Genomic DNA, 21,385 nt, shown 5'->3' with positions numbered 1-21,385 from the left:
GATGTGTCCGGGCGGGGTGGTGTCGTCGGTGCCGGTCCAGTGAAGGGTGAGATCGGCGACGCGGAACTGCAAAGCTGTCTCCTCGGGAAGGCGCCCGGCCGGTCGGGTGACGGCCTGGCAGTCGACTACTGCTCGGTACGCCGATGTCGAAATTCTCACTACCGAGAGTCGTCCCTGCAACCGAATAGCTTCTGTTCAGGTGCCGTCGCCACGCGGGCGGCAGGACTTGCCCACTGCCTGGGTGACCGCCAAGTCGCGCACACCGGCCGGAGTCTCGATGCGCCGCCAGTCTGCCGCCGTCTGCCTGACCAGGTCGCCCGCGCCGGACGGTGTGGCGGGATTGCCACCGGTGGAGCGGCTGCGGCTGCTGCCGGACCCGCGTCGGCGTCGAGGGGTGCGTCACCCGTTCGTGCCGGTGCTGCTGGTCGCGGCCTCGGCTGTGGTCGCCGGCGCACGCTCGTACGCAGCCATCGGCCAGTGGTCCGCGAGCGCGCCGCAGCACACCCTTGCCCGCCTGGGTGCCAGGGTCATGGGGGCGATGAGCGTGCGCGTCGCCCCCAGTGCCGCCACGATTCGGCGGGTCATCGGCCTGGTCCGCCCAGGCGCTCCGGCAGATCCGACCGGCGCCGGCCCGGCAGGTTCGGATTCGGTGGCCGTGGACGGCAAGGGCGCCCGCGGTTCCCGGCATGGTGACACGCCGGCCGCGCACCTGCTGGCCGTGATGACCGGCGACGGCCGAACCGCCACCCAGTTGCGGGTCCCCGACAAGACCAATGGGATCACCTGTTCACGGCGCTGCCGGCGCCCTTCGACCTGACCGAGGTCACGGTCACGGCCGACGCCCTGCACGTGCGACCGTGGCCCGTCTCGCGGTCGTAGCGGCGCGCGGTGACGGCTCGGCCAGCTCGTCCGCTCGCAGTGGACCATCGAGAACCGGCTCCACTTCGGCCGCGACACCACCTTCGCCGAGGATGCCTCGAAGATCCGCACTGGCCGCGGCCCCGAGAACATGGCGACCCTGCGCAACCTGGCGATCAACACCCTCCGCGCCGCCGGCACCGCAACATCGCTGCAGGCCTCCGCCACGTCTCGTAGCAGCCCTTCACTCGCCCGCTCGACCTCCTGGGCATCTGACCTTCACACCCACAAGATCACCGGACTTTGCAACACCCCTGACCCGTACCCGGGCGAATTTTCAAGGTGGCCGCGCGTCGGAGAAGCGTCTCCTCAGCCCAGTTCACGGAGCCGCCGCACGGGGCTCACCAGCAGGATCGCCGGGCTGGCCACGGCGGCGACGGCCATCAGCAGCAAAGCGGCCCGCGGACGGCGGCTGCCCGCACTCGAACTCACCGCCGCCTCCGGGGAAACGGTGGACCCGGTCGCCACGAACCGCGCATGGACAGTGCTGTACTGCTTCCCGGGCGGCTACGCGCCGGGCGGTCTTGACTACCCGCCCGGCTGGAACGCCGTCCCCGGTGCCTCCGGCTGCACCCTGGAGTCCTGCACCTACCGCGACCGGATGGCCGAATTCGCCGCCCGTGAGGCAGACGTCTACGGAGTCAGCACCCAACGCCCCGACCAGCTGGCGGCGTTCGCGGAGCACAACCGGATCCCGTTCCCACTGCTCTCCGACACCGACCTCCGGCTGGCCACCGCGCTCCGGTTGCCCACCTTCCGTGCGGCCGGCGTCGACCGGCTCAAACGGCTCACCCTCGTCCTGGACGCCACCCGCACCGTCCGAGGCGTGCTCTACCCGGTGACCGATCCGGCCGGATCCGTCGAAGACGCACTCGCCCTGCTGGACGGCCTCGCGGCGGGCTGACACCCGGCGGAAGCATCCACCCGCACCAGCGCCCCGGAAAACGGGCCAACCGGAGGCCGACACTTCCGCAACCCAACTCCCGGTTCACAACCGATGGGCACCGTACCGGTCGGCCGCAGCAAGCAACCCACCGGCCCGAGGCCAGGACCGCCGTTCCCGCCGCCCCACACCGAGCGCGGACGGCGACGGCGGTGTCATCCCGCGGAACGGGAACGGGTCAGCGACTGCTCCACACCGGGCACCGGGAACCGTGCCGCGTGAGCATGAGGACGGTACCGCCGTCCAGGACCCGCCTCGCGGGCAGCGCTCCGCAGCACGCGGTACCCGTGCGGGACTCCGTCTGCCGCAGGGGTGCGGGGTGACGGGGAGCCGGGACGACCGCGGGGCGCGGAACCTCACGGCGTACGAGTCGCAGGACGGCCCGGCGCCACGAGCGCCAGAGGCCCCGGTGGTCGACGGAAGGGAGAGCGGGGTCGGGCATGGCGGACAGCCTGCCGTGCCCTGCGCGGCCCGTGCGGTCGCCACGCCGGACCGACCCCCGACCTGCCGAAGCGATCCACGCCCGACGCGAGCGCCCTGAACCCGCCGACGCGAGCCCACGCCGCACACACCCGTGGCACCACCACACCGGCCCCCGGAATCGACCCCGCGCGCGGCTTCTGTGCCGTGCCGTGCCGCGAACGTGGGACGATGCACTCCGGGATGAAAGGGGCGGAGAGCCGGTGCGGATCGGAGTCGTCTCGCTCAACGTCTGCTGGGGGCTGTCGTCCACGCTGCCGCCGGCGAAGGAACGGGCTGCCGCATTCGGCTCGGCCCTTGAAGCATCGGATGCCCGCATCCTGAACTTTCAGGAGGTCTGGACTCCCGGCCTGCTCCGGGTGCTGCGCCGCCGGTTGCCGTCGTTCCCGCACGTCGCCTTCAGGCGCGGTGCGGCCGGGTGGCCGGCCGGGGGACTGGTGTCGTTCTCACGGATTCCGATCCGCTCGGTGTCGTACGCGTCGTTCCGTGGCGCCCGCCCTCGGGCAGGCGGTCTGCTGTTCCGGAGCGCGGCGGCGATCGCAAGCAGCCTCCAGGGAGTCCTGACCTTCGAACTGACGGGACACCGGACGGTCGTCGGGAACGTCCATCTGAGTGCCAACCGGGATGGCGACTGGACCGCCGGCAACCGGCACCACGCCTTTCAGCGATCACAGTTGCGGATGTTCCACCGAGCACTCCGGGACGCACGTCGGCCCGATACCGAACTCGTCATCGCCAGTGGTGACTTCAACGTCCCGAGCGACAGTCCGCTCTACCCGGCGGTGCTGGAGGAAGGCGCGTGGACGGACCCGTTCGCCGAGGCGGACCGGCCGACCTTCCACGCCCGGCTCCTGCCGGACGGCCGCCCGGCGCGGCGCATCGACCACCTGCTGGTCTCCCGCGGCCCGGAGGATCGTGTGGTGACCGGGGCTTCCCTGCTGTTCCCGGACCGGGTGCGGCTGGCGGACGGCCGGGACACGTTCCTGTCCGACCATCTGGCGCTCAGCGCCGAGGTGACGCTTCCCGCGCCCATCGCCTGACGACCGCCGAACCGCGCGCCGATGGCCCGCGTCCGGACCTGCCTGCCCCGGACGCTGCCCGGAGAGCCCTGCTCGGCTTGCCCGGCTCGCGTTACGTTGACCTCCCTGCCTGCCGTGGCCTCTCGGAGGAGCCGGGCGACCAGATGTGGAGGCCGATGCCATGCCGACTGCGGAGATCTGTTCGGGAACGGCCCGGGAAGCCGCGATCAAAGGTGAATGCATGCGGGTCGTCGCGGCGTTCTCCTATCTCCGGCCACTTGTGTACGAGGCGGCTTCGAGCGCCCGTATCGCCGCACAACGGCCGTTTCCCCTGTGCGAGTACGGCGATGAACACCGCGGTCCGCCCGAGCACGATCCGGACGCCTTGGACTCGCTGATGTCCGAACTCGCGGCCTCGCTCGACGCCCGGGCGGCCCGCGCGGGAGCAGGTCTCCACGGAGCGATCGGCACGGCTCGGACGATCGGCCGTGAGGGGCTCCGACAGGGGCCGGGGACCGCGGAGGGCCGGCGGAGGACCCGTTCCGCACTCGGCGAGCTGGAGCGGCTGACGGCTGGGAACTCCCCGGTGCGGGCCCGAGAATCCGCGATGCTCGCAGCGCTGCAGCACCACCTCGCCCGCCACGCGCCAGCAGCGGGGAGGGTTCCCGCGCAGAGCGGGCCCACACCGGCCGGGCGCGGGCACTGCCTGGTCGTGTGCCGTGAGGCCATCAGACTCCATATGGCGTACACCTCACGGCTGGTCGGCGTTCTGGAAGCCGCACTGGACGCACTCGGCGCGGAGCAGGCCCCACGCGGCTGACCGGCACATCCGCAGGACCGGAAGACCGGAGCCCGGCACCTCGAACGCCTCGATACCTCGGTCGCGGTACGCGGGACACCAGGGTGGTGCACCGAAGACTGCCTCTTTGGCCGAGGATCCACCGTTCCTCTGGATAAGACACTGGTGTCGGCAGTAACGACACAGAAGCAGACCAATCAATAAGTTGCGATAGATCTCCGATCTGTGTCTTTCCCCCGAGTCGATGGAAATCAGTCCGGACTGCGAGCCGGCTCAAGCGGCCGGTCACACAGGGCGACAGTCCGGGCGGGCGACAACTGAGCGGGACCAGAATTCAGAGAAGGTCCATTACGATGCATCTCTACCTGCTGTGCCATGGTACGGCCCAAACGGGTTCAAGGCGCCATGAGAAACTGGGTAATATAACCCTTGGTGTCTATACGGAGCTTGGCGACCCTCTGCAGTTCGGTGTGGCCAAGATTGTCCTGGAGAACGACCTGGAACCTGTGTACCGGCCCGCCGATGAAGATGTTCCGGAATTCATTCTCCAAGGCTTCCCGAAGAGAGAGGAGAAGAGGTGGGACGAGCATGCCGGAGAAATCTTCAATAATTCGAATGTGCGGCGACTGGGGAAAGGCGAAGAAACGACGCTATCGGCATATTTGAAAAAAATCCGGACGGAGTTCGGTGGTGCCCCTTTCGAGCTGCGCCTGCTCGCCTGCGCAAGTCATATGGAGGGTACCGCCCCTAGCGCTTCGCGCAAGGAGAGTGCCCCCAAGTCCTGGAGGCCCGAGAGCGCGGGGAGCGAGACGCTGGGTTTCATTGCGGACTCCAAGAGGAGAACCGAAGAGGTCGTTAAGAAGTACCTTGATCTGCATAATGATGGTCGTGAATTGAGGGAGATTAGGGGGTTCATCGAGGGGCTCGACGACAACAAGGCGGCGAGAAGTGAGATCGCTATATCGTTCGGAACATGGAGCCCGATCCGGCGGGCACTCAAGCTGGAGGGTCTGGCGCGCAAGGCCGACGGAACCCTGGAATCATGGTATCCATTCATCAAGGTTCTGACGCCGAATTCAAGCAGGGCGTCGGCCTTTCGCAAGGATATCGCCGCAGTTCCAGCGGCGTATGAGGCCATAGAGAACTGGTGCATTTCGCTCAATGCCGTTGTCGGGGAAGGCCGACTCGAGGCGCTTATCGCTGCCTCGGATGCGGATTCAGGAGAGCCGAGAGCGCTCACTGCGTACCTGAATTCCGATTGGACTCCTCAGTCCGATATCCTCGTCTATGGGGATGTCAATGACCTCCTGTATATCATTGCATCGGTTCGCGAATTCGATTTCGGAAGCCTTGAAGAATGGGGGTCCCTCATTGCTGCATTCAAAAAGCTGAGCTCAGATGCGCAGGGCGTGCTTATGCCGAGCGTCAGGCCGGTTCTCGATGAGATCGCTACCCGCGCCGGTGGTTGGGATGATAGTGAGACTCGAGCGAATCTGGCCGAAATTTATGATGCGTTGAACGAGGATGACGAGCAGATCGTCAGGCGATATTTTGATGATCTCGCCATCGGTCGACAGAAGAAGCGCAGCGGAGGATCGAATGGCGATGTCGGCGATGATGGATTGGGTAGAAACAAGCGCATTAAGACCGCGCCCATCAACCCGTCGGAGATGTCTCAGGACATGGCTGATGATGTCGTCGACCAGGTCGACGACGCCGACGACTGGTTTAAGTTCCTGAGTGGTGTCGCCGTTAATATATCCAACAATCCGATCAACCTAGGTGGTGACGACCCCGAGGAGGATCTCGGCCAGGGTGATCTCGAAGGGAATGTAGACCAATCTGGTGATTTGATCGATGAAGCCTTTGATGATATTTAGTAATTTCAAGTGCGATCGGGGACATGATGAGCGAAAGAATGATCATGAACTGGAGGAATCAGCAGGACGGGAAGCTATATCACTTCCCCCCTGCGGGAATGGATCCGACCATCGACCCCCTCGCCAGTATGGCAGTGGGTCCGGACGGGCACTTGATCCTTCTTTTCGAGGCGGACGACCAATCCACAGTGTGGGTCGGTAGCGTGGTCGTCACGGACGATGGGGTTGATATGACGTGGGCCCACGCCGTAAATTAATCGTCTTAGCGCTCAGGTTTGTGTTCGCCAGCGAGGGGCAGGCCGTGGTGATCGACGCGTCGCCGACCGCGTTCCGATCCGACAGCACGGCCTTGAGCATCTGCCGCCTCGGCCCCCGCCGTCAGACGGCAGAACTGGTGGCCCGTAGCTCCCGGACCAGAGCGCGTACGACGGCGGAGCCGGCGAGCTCCGGCGTGGTCACGTAGCCGACACGGCGCGTCGGGCGCTTCGGACCGAGGTCGGTGATCTCGACCGAGTCCGGCGCTCCGACCAGGGAGAGCGCCGGCATGATCGCCATTCCGTGCCCCCCGCCCACGAGCGTGAGCACCGCTCCGTCGTCCTCGGCCTCGATCGTGGCCCCGGGGATCCAGTCCTGCGCACCCCACCAGGCGCGGGTGTACGAGCCGCAGTTCTCGGCCCAGTCCACGAGCGGCAGCGCACGCGGGGCCGGGTGTCCGGCCGGGTACACCAGGGAGTAGCTCTCCTCGAAGAGTCCGTGCACCACCAGCCCCGCCGGCAGCCGGGCTCCGTCCAAGGTGGCGATGGCGAGATCCGCCCGCCCGTCGGCCACCTCGCCGGCCGTGCCGCGCCCGAGTTCGCGGACGATCCGCACCTGCGGTTCGATCCCGGGATGCCGCTCGCGCAGCCGTTGCAGGACCGCAGGCAGCAGGTGCAACGCGCTGCTGCGGAAGGCTGCGATCCGCAGCGGGCCCTCCGGCTCCCGCGCTGCATCGGACCGGACCGATCCCGGCGCCTCGGCGACGAGCACGTCCAGCAGGCGCAGGACGCGGCGTGCATGCGCCACGGCCTGCTCCCCGGCCGCGGTCGGTCTCGCACCGTTGCGACCGCGTTCGAACAGAACCGCGCCGATCTTGCGCTCGCTGCCGCGCACCGAGCGGGACACCGCGGACTGGGTCAGGCCGAGTGTCACGGCCCCGGCCGAGAAACCACCGGCGTCCGCGACCGCCACTAGGATGCGCAGTTCGTGCGGAGCGAGATCGGTGTCGGTCGTGCGGGCCACAGGGTGCTCACCTCGGGGTATGAGTACGGCTCATGGATCGGGGGATCGTATGAGCCCAACCGCCTGCCCGAGGGCACCATTCCCGTCCTACGGTCCCGTCATGACCGAGAACGCGATCACCGTCCATCAGACCGCCCGCCCGCACGGCTTCCCCACCACCGAGGACTTCGCCTTCGTCGAGTCCACGGTCCCCGACCCTGCGATCGGCACCGCACTCGTGGAGAACCTCTACTGGTCCGTCGACCCGTACCACCGCGAGATGATGGACGACGTGCCCGGCGGCTTCGCCCTCCACACCCCGCTCGAAGGCCGCACCCTCGGGCGCGTCGTCGCATCGAGGACGCCGGAGCTGGCCGAGGGCGAGATCGTGTTCCACCGACAGGGCTGGCGCACGCACTCCGTGGTCAGGCCTGAAGAGGCCCGCAGAATCACCCACTTCGACGGGGTCCCCCTGACGGCTCACCTGAGCATTCTCGGCGGCACCGGACTGACTGCCTACGTGGCCCTCACCCGCATCGCCCGGCTCCGCGAGGGCGACGACCTCTTCGTCTCCGCCGCGGCCGGCGGCGTCGGCACGGCCACCGGCCGGTTCGCCCGGTTGCTCGGAGCCGGCCGACTCGTGGGCAGCGCGGGATCGCCGGCCAAGATCGACTACTTGACCCGGGAGGTGGGCTACGACGCGGCGTTCGACTACCACGACGGCCCCGCCGCCGCACTCCTCGCCCAGGCTGCGCCGGACGGCATCGACGTCTTCGTCGACAACGTCGGCGGCGAGCAGCTGGCCGCCGCGGTGGGGGCACTGCGTGAGTTCGGGCGCATCGTCCGGATCGGCACCATCAGCCGTTACAACACCCCGGACGCGCCCCCGCCGCACGTCGACTATTCCGACATCGTGGAGAAGAGCCTCCGCATGGAGGGCTTCCTGGTCAGCAACCACCGCGATCTGCAGGACGAGCTGTACGAGTTCGCGGTCCCGCATCTGCAGAGCGGCCGGCTCACGCCGGACCAGACGGTGGTGGACGGGTTCGAGCACATCGTGGATGCGTTCCTGGGAATGCTGCGCGGAGCGAACACCGGGAAGATCATCGTTCGGCACCGTGCGTAGGCCCGGTCGGCCGTCGCCGCATGCCGCTGTACCGTCAGGGGATGCGGACGGCCTGCCCGCTGACCTTGATGCGGGGGTCCTGTGGGTCGGTGCCCACGGTGAGCAGGCTGGGGCGGCCCATGTCGTGGCCCTGCAGGATCTGGACGGTGCGGCCGGCCCGGGTGGGGCGCACCGTGCGGAGGTATCCGCCGAAGGCCGCGGCCGCGGCTCCGGTCGCGGGGTCTTCCACGACGCCCCCGGGCGGGAAGGGGTTGCGGGCGTGGAAGACGGTGTCGGCCTCGCGGTGGAAGAGGTGCACCGTGGTCCACGCCTGGTTCCGGCACAGGGCGGCCAGGGCATCGAAGTCGTAGTGGAGGCTGGTGAGACGGGAACGGGTGCCGGCGGCGAGGATCAGGTGACGGTTGCCGGCGAAGGCGACGTGCGCCGGGAAGTGCGGATCCAGGTCGGCCGCCGACCAGTTCAGCGCGTCGAGCGCGGCCTGCACGGTTTCGCCGTCTGCGGGCTCGGACCAGGTGGGGACGCTGGTCAGCGTGGCGGTGATGCCGGCGCCGGCAGCGGCGGTGGACACCTGGACGGGACCGGGGTTGGTGAGGAAGGTGACGGTCGTGGGCGACGTGGCCTCGGCCAGGGCGACAGCGGTGGCGATGGTGGCGTGGCCGCAGAAGTCGACTTCGGCGAGGGGGCTGAAGTACCGGATCCGGTGGACGTGTGACGACGAATCCGGATCGTCGACGAAGGCCGTCTCCGAGTGGCCGAGGTCGGCGGCGATGCGCAGCATCTCGGTGTCGGAGAGGTGGTCCGCTCCCAGGACGACTCCGGCCGGGTTTCCGCCGTCAGGCGTGTCAGTGAAGGCGGTGTAGCTGAGGATTTCCATGTCCCCAGCCTGGCCACCCGGCGCTATCGTGTCCAATGATTACGATGCATGATCCTATCGATATCACCGATGGCCTTGGGGGTGCTCGCATGGATACGCGTCTGCTGGAGACGTTCGCGGTACTCGCCCGCACCGGGAACTTCACGGCTGCGGCGGCCGAGCTGCATGTGGCCCAGTCGACGGTGACGGCGCAGGTCAAAGCCTTGGAGAAGATGCTCGGCGTCCGGCTCTTCGACCGGCTCCCCACGGGGGCGGTCCTCACTTCCGCGGGTGCCCGGCTGCTGGAGCGGGCCCGGGCCGTTCTGGACGCCGAGGCACGCTTGCGGTACGAGGCGAAGGACGCATCGGCGGCCGAGGGGACCGTCACCATCGGCGCCAGCGAGTCGCTGTGCGCCTACCGGCTTCCTCTCGCGCTGGCGGCGCTGGGGCGGGAACTGCCGGCGGTTCAGCTGAAGATGATGCCCGTGGTCACTCCGGCCGCGGCCGCGGAGCAGCTCACGGCGGGCCGGATCGATTTGGCCCTCCTGCTCGAGGAGCACGTCGATGTGCCGCAGGTCGAGGCCGTCTCCGTCGGTGACGAGCCTCTCGTCCTGCTCGCGTCGGGGACCCATCCGCGGCTGAGTCCCGGCAGCGCCTGGCCACTTCTGCGGGAGGAGCCGTTCTTCCTGCTGGAGGAAGGCTGCTCCTACAGTGACTCACTGGCCCGCCGCCTGTCGGACGAGCTGACGGCGGCCCCCCGGGTGACACGCTTCGGCAGCATCGAAGCGGTGCGGGCCTGCGTCCGGGCGGGGCTGGGCGTGGCACTGCTCCCGCGGGTCAGCGCGGAGGACGATCTGGCTTCCGGCCGGCTGCTGGTGGTCCGGGACTTCCCGCCGGTGCCGGTACAGCTGTTGCGTCATCGCAGCCGTTGGCTCCCACCCGCCGCCGAGACGGTCATGGCGAGGCTTCGCACCCTGGCCGCCGACTGGGCATGACAGGTGCCGCAGCGGGTGCGGCCGGTACAGCTGTCCCTGCGAGGTTCAATGCGCCCGGGGCAGGTGCTCGGAGGATCCCCAGAACGCGATCCGCATCCGATCGCCGACGCGGTCGATGCGGCTGAGGGACCCGTGGGGGACGTCCAGCTCACCCCGGCCGATCATGGCGAGGAACTCGCGGTCCGGGATGTCCTGCAGGATGTGCCGGAGCAGGAGGATCACCTGGTGGTGGGCGAAGACGACGACCGGACGCCCGTGCGCGAGGCGGTCGAGGTCCGCGAGCCAGGCCCGCAGCCGCAGGATGACGTCGGTCCACGCCTCGCCGCCCGGCGGCCGGTCGTAGAAGCAGGCCAGGGTCCGTGTCGTGGCCTGTCCCGGCTCGGGGAGAACCTGCAGCGCCCGGCCGCCGGACTCGCGCTCGCGCAGCCGCTCGTCGACCACGTATCCGGCCCGTCCGGGACACCCGAGTTCGGCGAGTGCGAGATCGGCGGTCTGCCGTGCCCGCAGGTACGGAGAGACCCAGACCGTGGCGGAGTCGTTCCAGTGCCCGGCCAGCCGTCGTCCGACGGCCACCGCTTGAACCCGTCCCCGTTCGGTCAGAGCCAGCTCGGCGTCGTGGGCATTGGGCCACGGCCGCGGCCCGTCCTCCGGGTCCGTGCCGACGGGCGCGGCAGCATCCGCCTCGCCGTGCCTGACGGCTGTCAGCGACGACCAGCCGACCGGCCGGTGTGACGGACGAAAGGCACGGATCAGTCTCACAACGGGGGCGCGCCGTCCTTCCATCACCATGCGGGCGCCCTTCACCTGCGGGGTGCCCGAACTGTCGGGCGTTGCCAGGCCTGGCAACGGCAGGAGCCGGTAGCACTCCGGACGAGGGTGCCGCGGACGCGCCGACGGGACTCCACCTTCGGCGCTCCGGACGGCCCTGCGCCCGCATTACGCCGACGGCGGCATGCCGCACACCATCACACGAGGTGGCTTCCGCAATCCCCGGAACTCCCGAGCCGGCAAGGGCGGTCGAGAGGTCCTCACCGAGGGGCCGGGAGCCAATTACCAGTCGGTCCCCGTGGACCGAGTCCGTATCAGTGCTCAGCAGCAGCTCGCTCCAGCTGGGCGGTGATACCTTGCCGGTCGATCTGGATCCAGTACTCGACGATCAGGCCGTCCTCGACGCGATAGACCGCGCTGGCCATCTCCGTGAGCTGTGCACCGGTCGGCAGATGGTCGTCGATCGCTCCGACGTGCCTTCCGGCCTGGGTCCAGCGGGCGTAGACCCGATCGCCTTCAGCGATGAGCTCGTCCACTGTCAGCGTGAAATCACCGTATGTTTCGAGCATCTCGCGGACGTGTTCGGTGTACTGCCGAGGTGTACGCTCCACGACGACCGGTGCCTCGGCGGCGATTTGGTGGGCCTGGACCCGGCTGGCCATGAACTGGTCGGCCCGCTCCGGGTGCAGGCCCGACCGCACCTGCAGAAGGAACTGGCGGACGGTGTCTTTGGCATTGGTCATCCGTGAAGTCTTGCATGCCGCTGGTACTGCGTGATCCTGTGTCGCCGGGATCGTCCAGGTGCGCCTTGTGGCTGCCGAGCAGCGCCTGCCCCGTGAGACGCGGCTACCGCGCCGTGCTGTACGACCGTGACGCCCGGGCGCTGCTCACGGCCTGGCCGGCCGCGTTTCCCGCCGGCCGGTGCGCAGTGTGCGGGCACCGTCGCGCAGGGAGGCCGAGGAGGCCGAGAAGGCCCCGAGCGACCCTCAGGTCACCGTGAAGTTGCGGCTGATCCCGGTGAGCGGACTGATGCCACCGGTCCAACCGCTCTTCCAGTCCCCGTAGTGGACGATGCGGTAGGTCCCGGGGACGGCGGTGAGCGGCACGTTCCAGGTGATCTTGGCCTGGGAGTAGGCGATTCCCACGCGTTTCCAGCGGTAGACGGTCTCGAAGGCGTCGTCGTCGGCGACGGTGGTCCACCCGCCGTTGACGAGGAGCTGTATCTCCAGGTAGGTGGTGTTGTGGTGCAGGTTGTTGTTGGGGTGGCCGGTCCAGAAGGTGGCGTAGGTGCTCCGGCCGCGCGCCACGGTCGGCCCGGGCTGCTCGGCGATGTCACCGAAGCGCAGGCCCAGCGGGATGTCGTCGAACAGGATGCCCGGCGTGGTGACGATCTGGTGGCCCGACAGGTCCGGTGGGACCAGAGTGCCGGAGGACGGTACGCCCCGTGCCATCTCGGTCGCCAGCCGGGAGAGTTCCTGCTGGTAGGCGGGCAGGGTCCAGCGGCCGAAGTTGGTCGACGCGCCTTCGTAGTACTGGGCGTCGTACTCCTCGGGTGTCACCAGGTACCCGGAGTACGCGTTCGAGTAGCCGGTCACCAGGACGTCGTCGGGCGAAGTGCCCAGGGCCGTCGCGACGCTGCGGCGCAGGCGCAGGCCTGCGACGATGGTGACCTCGACCGGAACGGCGGCCAGGACGAGCCGGCCGATCCGCAGGATCTGCAGCGGCAGGATCTGCGGGCTCCAGGGGAACGGCTGCTGGGTGCCGGTTGCCAGGAACACGGGTTTGGGTGCCTGACCGGCCCGCAGCTCCGACGAGGCCGGAGCGACGACCGTACCCGCGACCAGCAGCAGCGGGTTCAGCGTGGTGTCACCCGGCCTGACGATGTCGGGCCCGGGCCCGTCCGGTGCCCCGGCCGTGAAAGCCTGTCCCACGGCGGCGGGGAACGTCCGGTGGGTCTGCCCGTCGCCGGTGAAGTCCGGGGACACGGTGATGTTCGAGAAGTCCACGTAGCGCTGCCGGCAGTCCACCGGGCCGCTGAGCGTCTCGGTGGCCCGGTCGAACAGGGCCCGCGCGACATCGAGCTGCCGGGTCCCGATGATGCGGGTGTTCTCGAACTCGTCGTCGGTCGGCCCGTGGTACCCGCCGTCCCGGATGTTGGGCGACATGTCCCCGGCGTTGGTCTGGGCGAAGGCGGCGACGAACCCGGGGGAGGGCGCGAGCGTCGGACTCTCCCAGGTCTGCTCCGCATAACCCTTGTTGTCGGAGCTGATCAGGGTGTTGGTGGGCGTCATGGAGGTGCCGTGGGTGGCGAACCAGCTGATCGCGCCGACCGGCCGGCCCGCCCGTTCCAACCGCAGTACGGTCATCCGCGGATCGATCGCGTCCGGGAACACCGCCCGCTCCGCGGCGGGGTTGCGGTCGAAGGCGACCCTGGCACGGTTGACGCTGGCGGTGGCCAGCTCGCCGGAGGCGATCTTGATCGTGCCGGGGGCGAGCGACGCGTCCGCCTGCTCGATCGCCGCGACGATGCCCGAGACGATGGCCTCGAAGGTCTCCGGCCGGTAGCCCAGGATGGTCAGGTTGTACAGCGCGTAGTGGGAGAAGCCCCCCGGGCCGGCGTGCGTGTGGGTGGCGGTCAGCAGCACGTTCGCATCGGAGTAACGCCGGTCGGGGAACCGCGCGGCCAGCCGGCGGAGCACCTCCTGATGGACCCCCTGCATGATCATTCCGAGGTCCGTGTTCACGAACAGCACCCGCGAACCGTTCGCGTCGGCTATCACGAAAGCCCGGGCCCACTGACGCATCGAGATCCCCGACGTCACCTGGTTCAGACGGGCGTAGCCCATCATCGCGGCCTCGGCCGGTTCACCGGTGATGTCGCTGCGCCCGATCCCGATGCGGTAGCCCTCGGCGGTCCGATCCTGTCCGGTGGCGGCCGCGGCCGTGGGGCCGGGTGACACGACCGCCACGGCGGCGGTCGAGGCGGCGAGCAGGGTGAGGGTGTGCCGGCGGCTGACGAGCCGGCCCGGAGGAAGATCGTCCATGGTGGGGGACTCTCCAGTGAGGGTTAGGGGGTGGGGGAGTTCCGTCGCCGCGAGCCTGCGTGCAATACCGGGGGGCCGGAGCGGCTCGTCGCGCACTTCCCGTCGGTCGTCCGGCGACGGGCCGGGCGGCCCTGGACGACGTTCTCGGGTGGCCACTCGACTCGGCGCCACCCGGCGGGATCGAACGGCCTGCGCACTTCACCATCAGGTGCCGGAGAAAGGGCTCGCATTCGATCATTGCTCGCTCGGCTGACGGGAAAAGGCATGAGCTGGGGGCGTCAGGGGAGCAGGAGCGATGAACAGAAAATCTACTCCGAAGTAATACCTCGTCAAGGGGTTGAACACCGTTGTCGATGACGAGGTTCTGCTTCACACATCCCACCAGCGCATTCGCGCCCCCGGCTCCGAGGAGCCACGTTCTCCGGTGCATACCGCGTGCCTTCGGGGGGCGGGCCCATCAACGGCCAGGGGAGGACGCGGCGGCCCTCGCCGGCATCGCCGGGTACAGTCGAGGTCGTGCGCGTCGATGTCCTCCGCCGGTGACGCATCACCGTCTCCCCGTACCCGGTGCCGAGACCGGTGGGACCGTCCGGGCCGCGGTCGCGCCGGGAAGGCTCTCATGATGCTGCCGACGAAGGTCTCGGTACTGGACCGGGCCCATGCCAGGGAAGGCGTCGACGCGTCGACGACGCTGAACGACACCGTGCGCCTCGCCCGGGAGGCGGAGCGGCTCGGGTACCACCGCTTCTGGCTGGCCGAGCACCACGGCGTTCCCGGCATCCTCGGCTCCGCGCCGACCGTTCTCGCCGCCGCCGTGGCCTCCGTGACCTCGGCCATCCGGGTGGGCACCGGCGGTGTGATGCTTCCCGGTCACCGGCCGATGGTCGTCGCCGAGCAGTTCGGCGTCCTGGACGCGCTCTTCCCTGGCCGGATCGACATGGGTCTGGGACGCTCGCTCGGTTTCACCCCTGCGGTCCGAAGTGCCCTCGGGCAGCGGGAGGAGGAGGTCGACCAGTTCCCGCAGCGACTGGCGGAACTGCTGGGCTGGCTCACCGCCACGCAGACCGCCTACCCGGGGGTCACCTCCTATCCGGTACCAGGGCGACGGGTGGCACCCTTCGTCCTGGCCCTGGACCAGGCCGCCGGGATCGCCTCCGCCGCCGGTCTCCCGCTGGTGATCGGCGGGAACCGCGCCAAGGTGCTCGCCGCGGTCGACACCTACCGTCGCACCTTCCGGCCCTCGTCCTGGCGGCAGGAACCGTACGTCGTGCTCGCGGCCGCCGTCGCCGTCGCCGACACGCGTCGGGCGGCCGAGCGCATGCTCCATGCCGAGGCGTGGTCGATCGCCCGGTCGCGGACCAGCGGTTCCTTCCCGCCGTTGATGCCCAGTGAACGGATCGATCCGGCCAAGATGACCGGCCGTCAGCGTGACTTCTTCGAGCAGGCCTTGCAGGGATTCATCACCGGAACCGACGACGAGGTCGAACACCGGCTCACCGAGGCCGTCACCGACACCGGAGCCGACGAACTCCTCGTCACCACCAATACCCACGACCTCGACGAACGGGCCGACTCCTTCCGGCGCCTCGCCCGCCTCACCGGTCTCGGCCCTGGCCGGTGAGACACAGGTGACACCCCCGGTGGGCGGTACGTGACCGCGCAGCTCGACCAGGCACTCTTCGTGCCCGGCATCTGTGGAAAGCCCCGGGTGCGTCTGCCCGTTCATCGAATGTGACCCGCACGCCCCGGGCGTCGGCCGCGAAGGACGACACGACGTCCACCCGCAATTCCGGCACCCGGGCCGAATCATGAGCCGGTGCGCGAGAAGGGGCACCGGCCTCGGCCGGGGCGGCGGTGGCGGTGGCGAGGGCAGGAACGCCGGCCGAGATCGCCGACACCCTCGGGCACCGGGTCAGCACTCTTCGTGAGCGAAGCCACTACGCCACCTCTGTACGCGTCCCTCACATTGTGATGGCATGTCCACATCAAGCCGTCGGCGGACGCCCAGTCAGGCGATCCGAAGCCGATCGGACCAGGAACGCTCGGAAGGAAAGCCCATGATGCTCCGTATGCTGGCGACGGCCGGCGTTGTCGCCGCGTCGATGTTCGGCTCACCGACCTCCGACATCGACCAGACCCCCCCGCCGGACAAGATCGTCATCGACGTGGCCACCGTCAACGGCTCCGGCTGCCCCGCCGGGACGGCTGCCGTCGCGGTCTCCCCCGACAACACCGCCTTCACCGTCACCTACAGCGACTACCTCGCCCAGGTCGGCGTCGGCTCCAGGCCCACCGATTTCCGGAAGAACTGTCAGCTCAGTCTGGACGTCCACGTCCCGCAGGGCTTCACCTACGCCATCGCCTCCGCCGACTACCGCGGCTTCGCGCACCTGGAGAAGGGCGCCAGCGCGATCCAGCGGGCCAACTACTACTTCCAGGGCTCGTCGCAGACCGTCTACGCCAACCACCCGTTCAAGGGGCCGCTCGACGACAGCTGGCAGTCCACCGACACCGTTGACGTCGCCGCCCTCGTCTGGTCGCCCTGCGGCGAGACCCGGAACTTCAACATCAACACCGAGCTGCGGGTCAGCGGCGGCACCTCGGACACCTCCAAGACCACCAGCTTCATGACCATGGACTCCACCGACGGCGACATCAACACCGTCTACCACCTGGCCTGGAAGACCTGCCCCTGACCCACCCGGCCATCGCACTTCTCCGCGGTGCCGCCGAGGCGCCCCGGCGGCGGCCGGCCGCCGTGGCAGGATGACGGCGGAGCGCACGCCGGCATCGCGGACGAAGGATGGCGGCGGTAGCCCCGCACCGCGGTAGCCCGCGGCACGGGATGCTCACCGCCGGGCCGGCGCTGTTCGTCGAGTCCGCCGTCCGGGCTCGACGCCGACGACCTGTGGATCGAGCGTGACGACTCCACCGGTCCCGGCGGCAGTGGGAACGGGTTCGGCAAGCTCGAATCGCTCTGCGGCGCGCCCCTGGCCGACGGCGCCACCGCACCGGTCGCCACCGGCGCGCCGCAGAGCGACCATGCCGCTCTCGATCGTCGTGACCGGTGCCCCGGCCGACGGTGGTGCGGGGTCGGCCGGCATCTCGCGGGATGCCGTGACCTGTGGGGCGGTCCTCCTCGGCCGGTGTCTGGTCCCCCAGTGGCTGTCGGTGGCCACTGATCCCCCGGTGGCTGTCGGTGGCCACTACACAGGGCGTCACCGGCGGTCCCGGACGGCCTCTGTGATCCCGGTGGCCGTGTGGGTGATGCAGACCGTCACACCGCCTTCCTGTCATGTCATGTCCAGGGCATTAAAGTACCCGGCGTCACGTGTCCCGGCAATGACCGCACGGAAGTGCCCCGCCGGGGGTACCCGGCCGTCGGGCGCGGCGGGCGAGCCGTCCCGTGCGTCCCACTGAGCGTCTCGCACCTCTCTCACGGCTTTCGGCCCGCTCGTGACCTGTGGTCACGGGCGGGCCGAAGTTGCTGATCGGTGCCGTGGCGGTCAGTGCTGCCAGGCGCGGACGTAGTCGACGAGGGTCTTCTCCGTGGTGCCCGCGGCCGGCGGGATCCCCTGGTAGACGAACATGTCGACCAGGATGTTCGCCGAGCACGACTGGGTGGCCGACGCGTGGTAGACGTTCACACCGTCGAGGTAGAAGTCGGTGCCGGTGGGCTCGAGGTCGGCCCCGAAGGTGTGGTAGTCGGCGGAGAGGTCGTCGGTCGTAAGTGTCTTGCTCTGGCGGGGATCGGCCTGCTGTTGCGTCAGGTACAGGTTGTTGTGGTTATCGCTGAAGTACTCGAAGGCGTCCGTCTCACCGTTGCGCACGCAGCCGGTGGCCCCGGGGGCCCCCCAGGTCCACAGGGCGGGCCAGAAACCCTTCTGTGACGGAAGCTTGATGCGCGCCTCGAAGTAGCCGTACCGGAAGGCGTACGACGGCGAGCTGTTGATCATGCAGCTGGACCAGCCGTACTTCTGCCCGCTGGCGCTGGTGATTTGTGGGTTTTCGGACTTGGCGGTGATCGTCAGCGCGCCGTCCTTTACGGCGCAGTTGCCCGGTTGGTCGAACTCCAGCTGTTGGTTCGACAGATTCCCGGTGCCGAGCGGGTTGTTCGATTGGTCGCCTTCTGCCGATGACTTGAAGGACCACTTCGAGGTGTCCACCGAATTGCCGTTGAACTCGTCGTTGAACTTGAGGCTCCAGTTGCCGGTCGGCCCGTTCGGTGACGGGTTCGCCGGAGTGGTCGGCGGCGGGGTCGACGGGGGGTCCGTCGGAGTGGTCGGCGGCGGGGTCCCGGCGCTGGTGGTCGCCTGCACCGCGTTGGACTGGGCGGAAGCATTCCCCGCCTGGTCCGTGGCCTGGACCGTGTAGCTGTGGGTCGTGGAGGCGGCCAGCCCGGAGTCGGTGTAGGAGGTGCCCGAGAAGTTGGAGGCCACGTTGACCCCGTCGCGGAACACGTTGTAGCCCTTCACGCCGACGTTGTCCGTGGAGGCGGTCCAGGACAGCGCGACCGAGCTGCTGGTGACAGTGCCGACCGTCAGGCCCGTAGGAGTGGACGGCGGGGTGGTGTCGCCCGGGCCGACGGGCGTCCTCACCGTATATTTAGTAAAGTTCGTCCAGCTCCCATTGATCTTGTAGGCGCCGAACATTGTGTACGTTCCATCATTGAAATGCTTGGATCCTGAGAAGGTGTAGGATCCGCCCTTGCTGATTGACACATTTGTGGCGTTCGGATAGTCCAAGTTATTGTTGCGCGAGTCGCGGACCGCGACGGTGACTGCCTGCAGTTTCTTGCCGGACGGAGACTTGAGCGTCAGTTTTACATCGGTGTTCGTTCCGGACTGTGTGAAGGATATGGAATCCTGTGCCGGGTCGGCTGTTGCCCCGTATGCGCGCTGCCCTCCCAGGGCGAGCGCGGGGCCGATGACCATGGCCGCGGCCACGGCCAATGGGGCCCATTGTCCGGCGGCGATTTTTCGCATGCATATCATTCAAGGCCTCCGGCCATTCCTCGACCTTCCCGGGACTCGGGTAAGGGTTCCGTGTGACAGACGCAGGAATCCGGGAGGGCATGCGTATTGCCGGCGGCAGAATTGCCGCCGCTCGTACCCGCCGGAGTTTTCACCATCGCCGCTCGCCGCACTGATCTCCAGGGGGTCTCAGGCCAGCTCGTGACTGCGGTTTCCAGCCCGATCTGCTGCCCTCCCGCGCACTTCTCGGCGGGCTGCTCCGGCCTGTGATCGAACCGGGCGGAGCGGCCCCCGACATCGGAGGCCGCCCCGTCCCGGGCAGCGGCCTCTACCACCCGCAGCGCCCGGGACGCCACCGATCTTCACCGGTGTGACCGGTTCAACTCACGCACCCCGAGCGTCGCCTGACGCGGAATCGGTATGTGCGCAAAACCACCCCACGGAGCGCAACCGAGCGCCATCATGATGTGATCAAGGACTACCCGGGAGGAATGCCGATGGATGCCGCCTTGTCGAAGCACCGCAGGATCAAGGGCCCGGAGCGGGAACGGCTCGCGGGCGAGCTGCAGACCGCCTACTACGGCGGGGCCTCGATACGGGATCTGGCCGAGGAGACCGGCCGCTCGTACGGATTCGTCAACCGCATCCTCAGGGATGCCGGGACCAGGCTGCGCCCCCGCGGTGGCGGCCGTGTCGCCCGCACGTCCGACCGCATCTGACCTCGAGGAGGAGCAAGCATGAGTCTGCCCGTCCTGACCACGGAACAACGTCACGCCGCCCTCGCCAAAGCGATGTTGGCCCGTGCCGAGCGTGCCGCACTGCTCGTTTCCATGAAGTCCGGCGAGGTCGGCCTGGCTGCGGTGTTCGAACGCGACGACGAGATCACCAAGCGACTACAGGTCGTCCGCCTCCTGCGGGCCCTGCCGGGTGTCGGCGTCGCCAAGGCGCAGGCCGTGATGGAGGAGATCGGCATCGCCGCCTCCCGCCGGGTCCGCGGACTCGGCCCCAACCAGCGCTCCGCCCTCCTTGAGCGCTTCGGCGCCGCCGTAGCTGCCGCGCCGCCCATCGTCGTCGACGACCGGGCCGACGATGACCGGCGCGACGAGGGCCCTGGAGCGAACGCCGGTCACCGGTCCGAATGACGCGACCACCCGGAACGCGGGCCGCGCGGTGACGGTCCGGGCCCTCGTCCGGACCCGGCATGGCCCCGCGGTCGGACGGGTAGACCGATAAGAAGCGGCCCGGCCGGCACTCCCCCCACGGAGTACACAGCCGGGCCCCGGCAAGGCACCAGGGCCGCCCCCGACGCTCCCCCCACGGAGCGCGGAGGCGGCCTACCCCTTTGGCCTGCCACGGAAACTCAGCGTACATGTCAGAGATACGTGCCGCTACCACGCCCGACCGGACGTTCGGTCATGGGCGGAGGGCGTGCGGTCCTCCCTCGATTCCGGCGAGGACCTCGATCACCACCGCCCTCCGCGGCACCCACTGCCTTCCCCGACTTCTGCCCTGACGACCCTGCTGCCGACGGCACCGGGCCGCCTAGCGTCGGAGCATCATCGGGACCAGGGCGCGGAGCAGCATGACACGGGATCACAGGCGGACCGTCCTGATGCACCGTGCTCGCCGGCCGATGCCGGAGGCAACGGCGGTCCCCTACGGCGAAGAGCGCGACCGCAGTGCGTCCGACACCGTGCGCGCGGCAGCCTGCTACGCCGTGGACGGCGTGCGGAGGTGTACGGATGGATGACCGGCGACGGCCCGGTGCCGAGGAACCGGTAAGGGTGCAGCACCCGCTGGCACGGGTGGCTCTCGCCGTGGCCGGCGGCCTGCTGGTCGTGCTGGGGGTCGTTCTGCTCGTGCTGCCCGGGCCCGGGCTGCTGCTGGTACTCGCGGGTCTGATCCTGCTCTCCCGGGCGGTGCCCGCCGTGGCCCGGTTCGTCGAGCCGGTGCGGGTACGGGCGATGAGCGGAGCCGAGGCGAGCGTCGCATCTCGGTGGCGGATCCTCGGCTCGGCGCTCGCAGGTCTCGGCCTGATCGGTGCCGGGGTGGCGTGGGGCCTGGTGTCCGCCCTGCCGTTCTCCAGCTGGAGCACCGGAGGCGGCTTGATCGTCTCCGGCATCGTCCTGCTCGTTCTTCTCCACTGGAGCCATCGGCGCGTGAACTCGACCCGCCAGTAGGTTTCCGCGCACGGGCGGTGATCCGTGTCCCAGCGCCCGGTCAGTGCTCGGGATGCTCCAGCATCTCGGTCACCAGTGCGGCGATCGGCGAACGCTCGGAGCGGGTCAGCGTGATGTGGGCGAACAGCGGGTGCCCCTTCAGCTTCTCCA

General features: G+C 69.0%; 17 protein-coding genes and 2 pseudogenes. 12 read left to right on the top strand and 7 right to left on the bottom strand.

Features of this window, described 5'->3' with window-relative positions; translation table 11 throughout:
• Window positions 1-241 precede the first annotated feature (241 nt).
• Window positions 242-817 carry a transposase family protein gene (locus tag AB0D08_RS35260; protein WP_359894361.1) on the top strand — a complete coding sequence of 192 codons (576 nt, stop codon included), beginning with the start codon at window positions 242-244 and terminating at the stop codon, window positions 815-817.
• A 410-nt stretch (window positions 818-1,227) separates the two neighbouring features.
• Here AB0D08_RS35260 and AB0D08_RS35255 read toward each other — a convergent pair whose 3' ends face one another.
• Window positions 1,228-1,350 carry a hypothetical protein gene (locus AB0D08_RS35255; RefSeq protein WP_359894365.1) on the bottom strand — a complete coding sequence of 41 codons (123 nt, stop codon included), beginning with the start codon at window positions 1,348-1,350 and terminating at the stop codon, window positions 1,228-1,230.
• Between AB0D08_RS35255 and AB0D08_RS35250 the strand changes: the two are divergent.
• The 4 genes and pseudogenes from AB0D08_RS35250 to AB0D08_RS35235 all read left to right on the top strand — a co-directional run.
• Window positions 1,322-1,822, top strand: a pseudogene (locus AB0D08_RS35250) (peroxiredoxin); the annotation flags it as partial. The gene AB0D08_RS35255 and the pseudogene AB0D08_RS35250 sit on opposite strands and share 29 nt — an antisense overlap.
• Before the next feature lie 722 nt (window positions 1,823-2,544).
• Window positions 2,545-3,381: an endonuclease/exonuclease/phosphatase family protein gene (locus AB0D08_RS35245; protein WP_033817645.1), complete on the top strand. Its 837-nt coding sequence runs from the start codon at window positions 2,545-2,547 to the stop codon at window positions 3,379-3,381.
• 160 nt (window positions 3,382-3,541) lie between these two features.
• The gene (locus AB0D08_RS35240) at window positions 3,542-4,180 is read left to right on the top strand and encodes a hypothetical protein (RefSeq protein WP_158515418.1); all 639 of its coding nucleotides are present in this window, start codon (window positions 3,542-3,544) and stop codon (window positions 4,178-4,180) included.
• Window positions 4,181-4,512: 332 nt separating this feature from the next.
• A complete protein-coding gene (locus tag AB0D08_RS35235) occupies window positions 4,513-6,039 on the top strand; it encodes a hypothetical protein (protein WP_359894360.1) in 1,527 nt (508 codons plus the stop codon).
• A 378-nt stretch (window positions 6,040-6,417) separates the two neighbouring features.
• On the opposite strand, the gene AB0D08_RS35230 is transcribed toward AB0D08_RS35235, so the two are convergent.
• The gene (locus tag AB0D08_RS35230) at window positions 6,418-7,317 is read right to left on the bottom strand and encodes a LysR family transcriptional regulator (protein WP_359894358.1); all 900 of its coding nucleotides are present in this window, start codon (window positions 7,315-7,317) and stop codon (window positions 6,418-6,420) included.
• Window positions 7,318-7,417: 100 nt separating this feature from the next.
• On the opposite strand from AB0D08_RS35230, the gene AB0D08_RS35225 reads away from it, so the two are divergent.
• Window positions 7,418-8,422 carry an NADP-dependent oxidoreductase gene (locus AB0D08_RS35225; protein ID WP_359894356.1) on the top strand — a complete coding sequence of 335 codons (1,005 nt, stop codon included), beginning with the start codon at window positions 7,418-7,420 and terminating at the stop codon, window positions 8,420-8,422.
• A gap of 34 nt (window positions 8,423-8,456) precedes the next feature.
• Here the strand turns inward: AB0D08_RS35225 and AB0D08_RS35220 are convergent, their stop codons facing one another.
• Window positions 8,457-9,296 carry a PhzF family phenazine biosynthesis isomerase gene (locus AB0D08_RS35220; protein WP_033817639.1) on the bottom strand — a complete coding sequence of 280 codons (840 nt, stop codon included), beginning with the start codon at window positions 9,294-9,296 and terminating at the stop codon, window positions 8,457-8,459.
• A gap of 44 nt (window positions 9,297-9,340) precedes the next feature.
• Between AB0D08_RS35220 and AB0D08_RS35215 the strand changes: the two genes are divergently transcribed.
• Window positions 9,341-10,270, top strand: a complete 930-nt coding sequence (locus AB0D08_RS35215) for a LysR family transcriptional regulator (protein ID WP_359894354.1) — start codon at window positions 9,341-9,343, stop codon at window positions 10,268-10,270.
• Between the two features lie 45 nt (window positions 10,271-10,315).
• Here AB0D08_RS35215 and AB0D08_RS35210 read toward each other — a convergent pair whose 3' ends face one another.
• The 3 genes from AB0D08_RS35210 to AB0D08_RS35200 form a co-directional block, all read right to left on the bottom strand.
• The gene (locus tag AB0D08_RS35210; RefSeq protein WP_359894363.1) at window positions 10,316-11,053 is read right to left on the bottom strand and encodes a histidine phosphatase family protein; all 738 of its coding nucleotides are present in this window, start codon (window positions 11,051-11,053) and stop codon (window positions 10,316-10,318) included.
• A gap of 299 nt (window positions 11,054-11,352) precedes the next feature.
• A complete protein-coding gene (locus AB0D08_RS35205; protein ID WP_033817638.1) occupies window positions 11,353-11,781 on the bottom strand; it encodes an ester cyclase in 429 nt (142 codons plus the stop codon).
• Between the two features lie 243 nt (window positions 11,782-12,024).
• Window positions 12,025-14,082, bottom strand: coding sequence for a neutral/alkaline ceramidase (locus AB0D08_RS35200; protein ID WP_359894353.1), 2,058 nt, complete (start codon window positions 14,080-14,082; stop codon window positions 12,025-12,027).
• Between the two features lie 619 nt (window positions 14,083-14,701).
• On the opposite strand from AB0D08_RS35200, the gene AB0D08_RS35195 reads away from it, so the two are divergent.
• Both AB0D08_RS35195 and AB0D08_RS35190 read left to right on the top strand, forming a co-directional pair.
• Complete coding sequence (locus AB0D08_RS35195; protein ID WP_033817636.1) at window positions 14,702-15,703, top strand: MsnO8 family LLM class oxidoreductase; 1,002 nt, start codon at window positions 14,702-14,704, stop codon at window positions 15,701-15,703.
• Between the two features lie 481 nt (window positions 15,704-16,184).
• On the top strand, window positions 16,185-16,778 hold the full coding sequence (locus AB0D08_RS35190; protein WP_233288860.1) for a DUF4360 domain-containing protein: 594 nt from the start codon (window positions 16,185-16,187) through the stop codon (window positions 16,776-16,778).
• Between the two features lie 810 nt (window positions 16,779-17,588).
• Here AB0D08_RS35190 and AB0D08_RS35185 read toward each other — a convergent pair.
• On the bottom strand, window positions 17,589-19,067 hold the full coding sequence (locus AB0D08_RS35185) for a family 16 glycosylhydrolase (RefSeq protein WP_359894352.1): 1,479 nt from the start codon (window positions 19,065-19,067) through the stop codon (window positions 17,589-17,591).
• Between the two features lie 485 nt (window positions 19,068-19,552).
• On the opposite strand from AB0D08_RS35185, the gene AB0D08_RS35180 reads away from it, so the two are divergent.
• The 3 genes and pseudogenes from AB0D08_RS35180 (at window position 19,553) to AB0D08_RS35170 (ending at window position 21,235) form a co-directional block, all read left to right on the top strand.
• The gene (locus AB0D08_RS35180; RefSeq protein WP_033817634.1) at window positions 19,553-19,774 is read left to right on the top strand and encodes a helix-turn-helix domain-containing protein; all 222 of its coding nucleotides are present in this window, start codon (window positions 19,553-19,555) and stop codon (window positions 19,772-19,774) included.
• An 18-nt stretch (window positions 19,775-19,792) separates the two neighbouring features.
• Window positions 19,793-20,095 (top strand): annotated as a pseudogene (gene mihF / locus AB0D08_RS35175) (integration host factor, actinobacterial type); the annotation flags it as partial.
• A 744-nt stretch (window positions 20,096-20,839) separates the two neighbouring features.
• Complete coding sequence (locus tag AB0D08_RS35170; protein ID WP_033817633.1) at window positions 20,840-21,235, top strand: PGPGW domain-containing protein; 396 nt, start codon at window positions 20,840-20,842, stop codon at window positions 21,233-21,235.
• Window positions 21,236-21,385 lie beyond the last annotated feature (150 nt).

This window comes from Kitasatospora sp. NPDC048540, from assembly GCF_040651175.1.
Classification (GTDB): domain Bacteria; phylum Actinomycetota; class Actinomycetes; order Streptomycetales; family Streptomycetaceae; genus Kitasatospora.
This window is presented reverse-complemented; position numbering and strand designations above follow the sequence as displayed.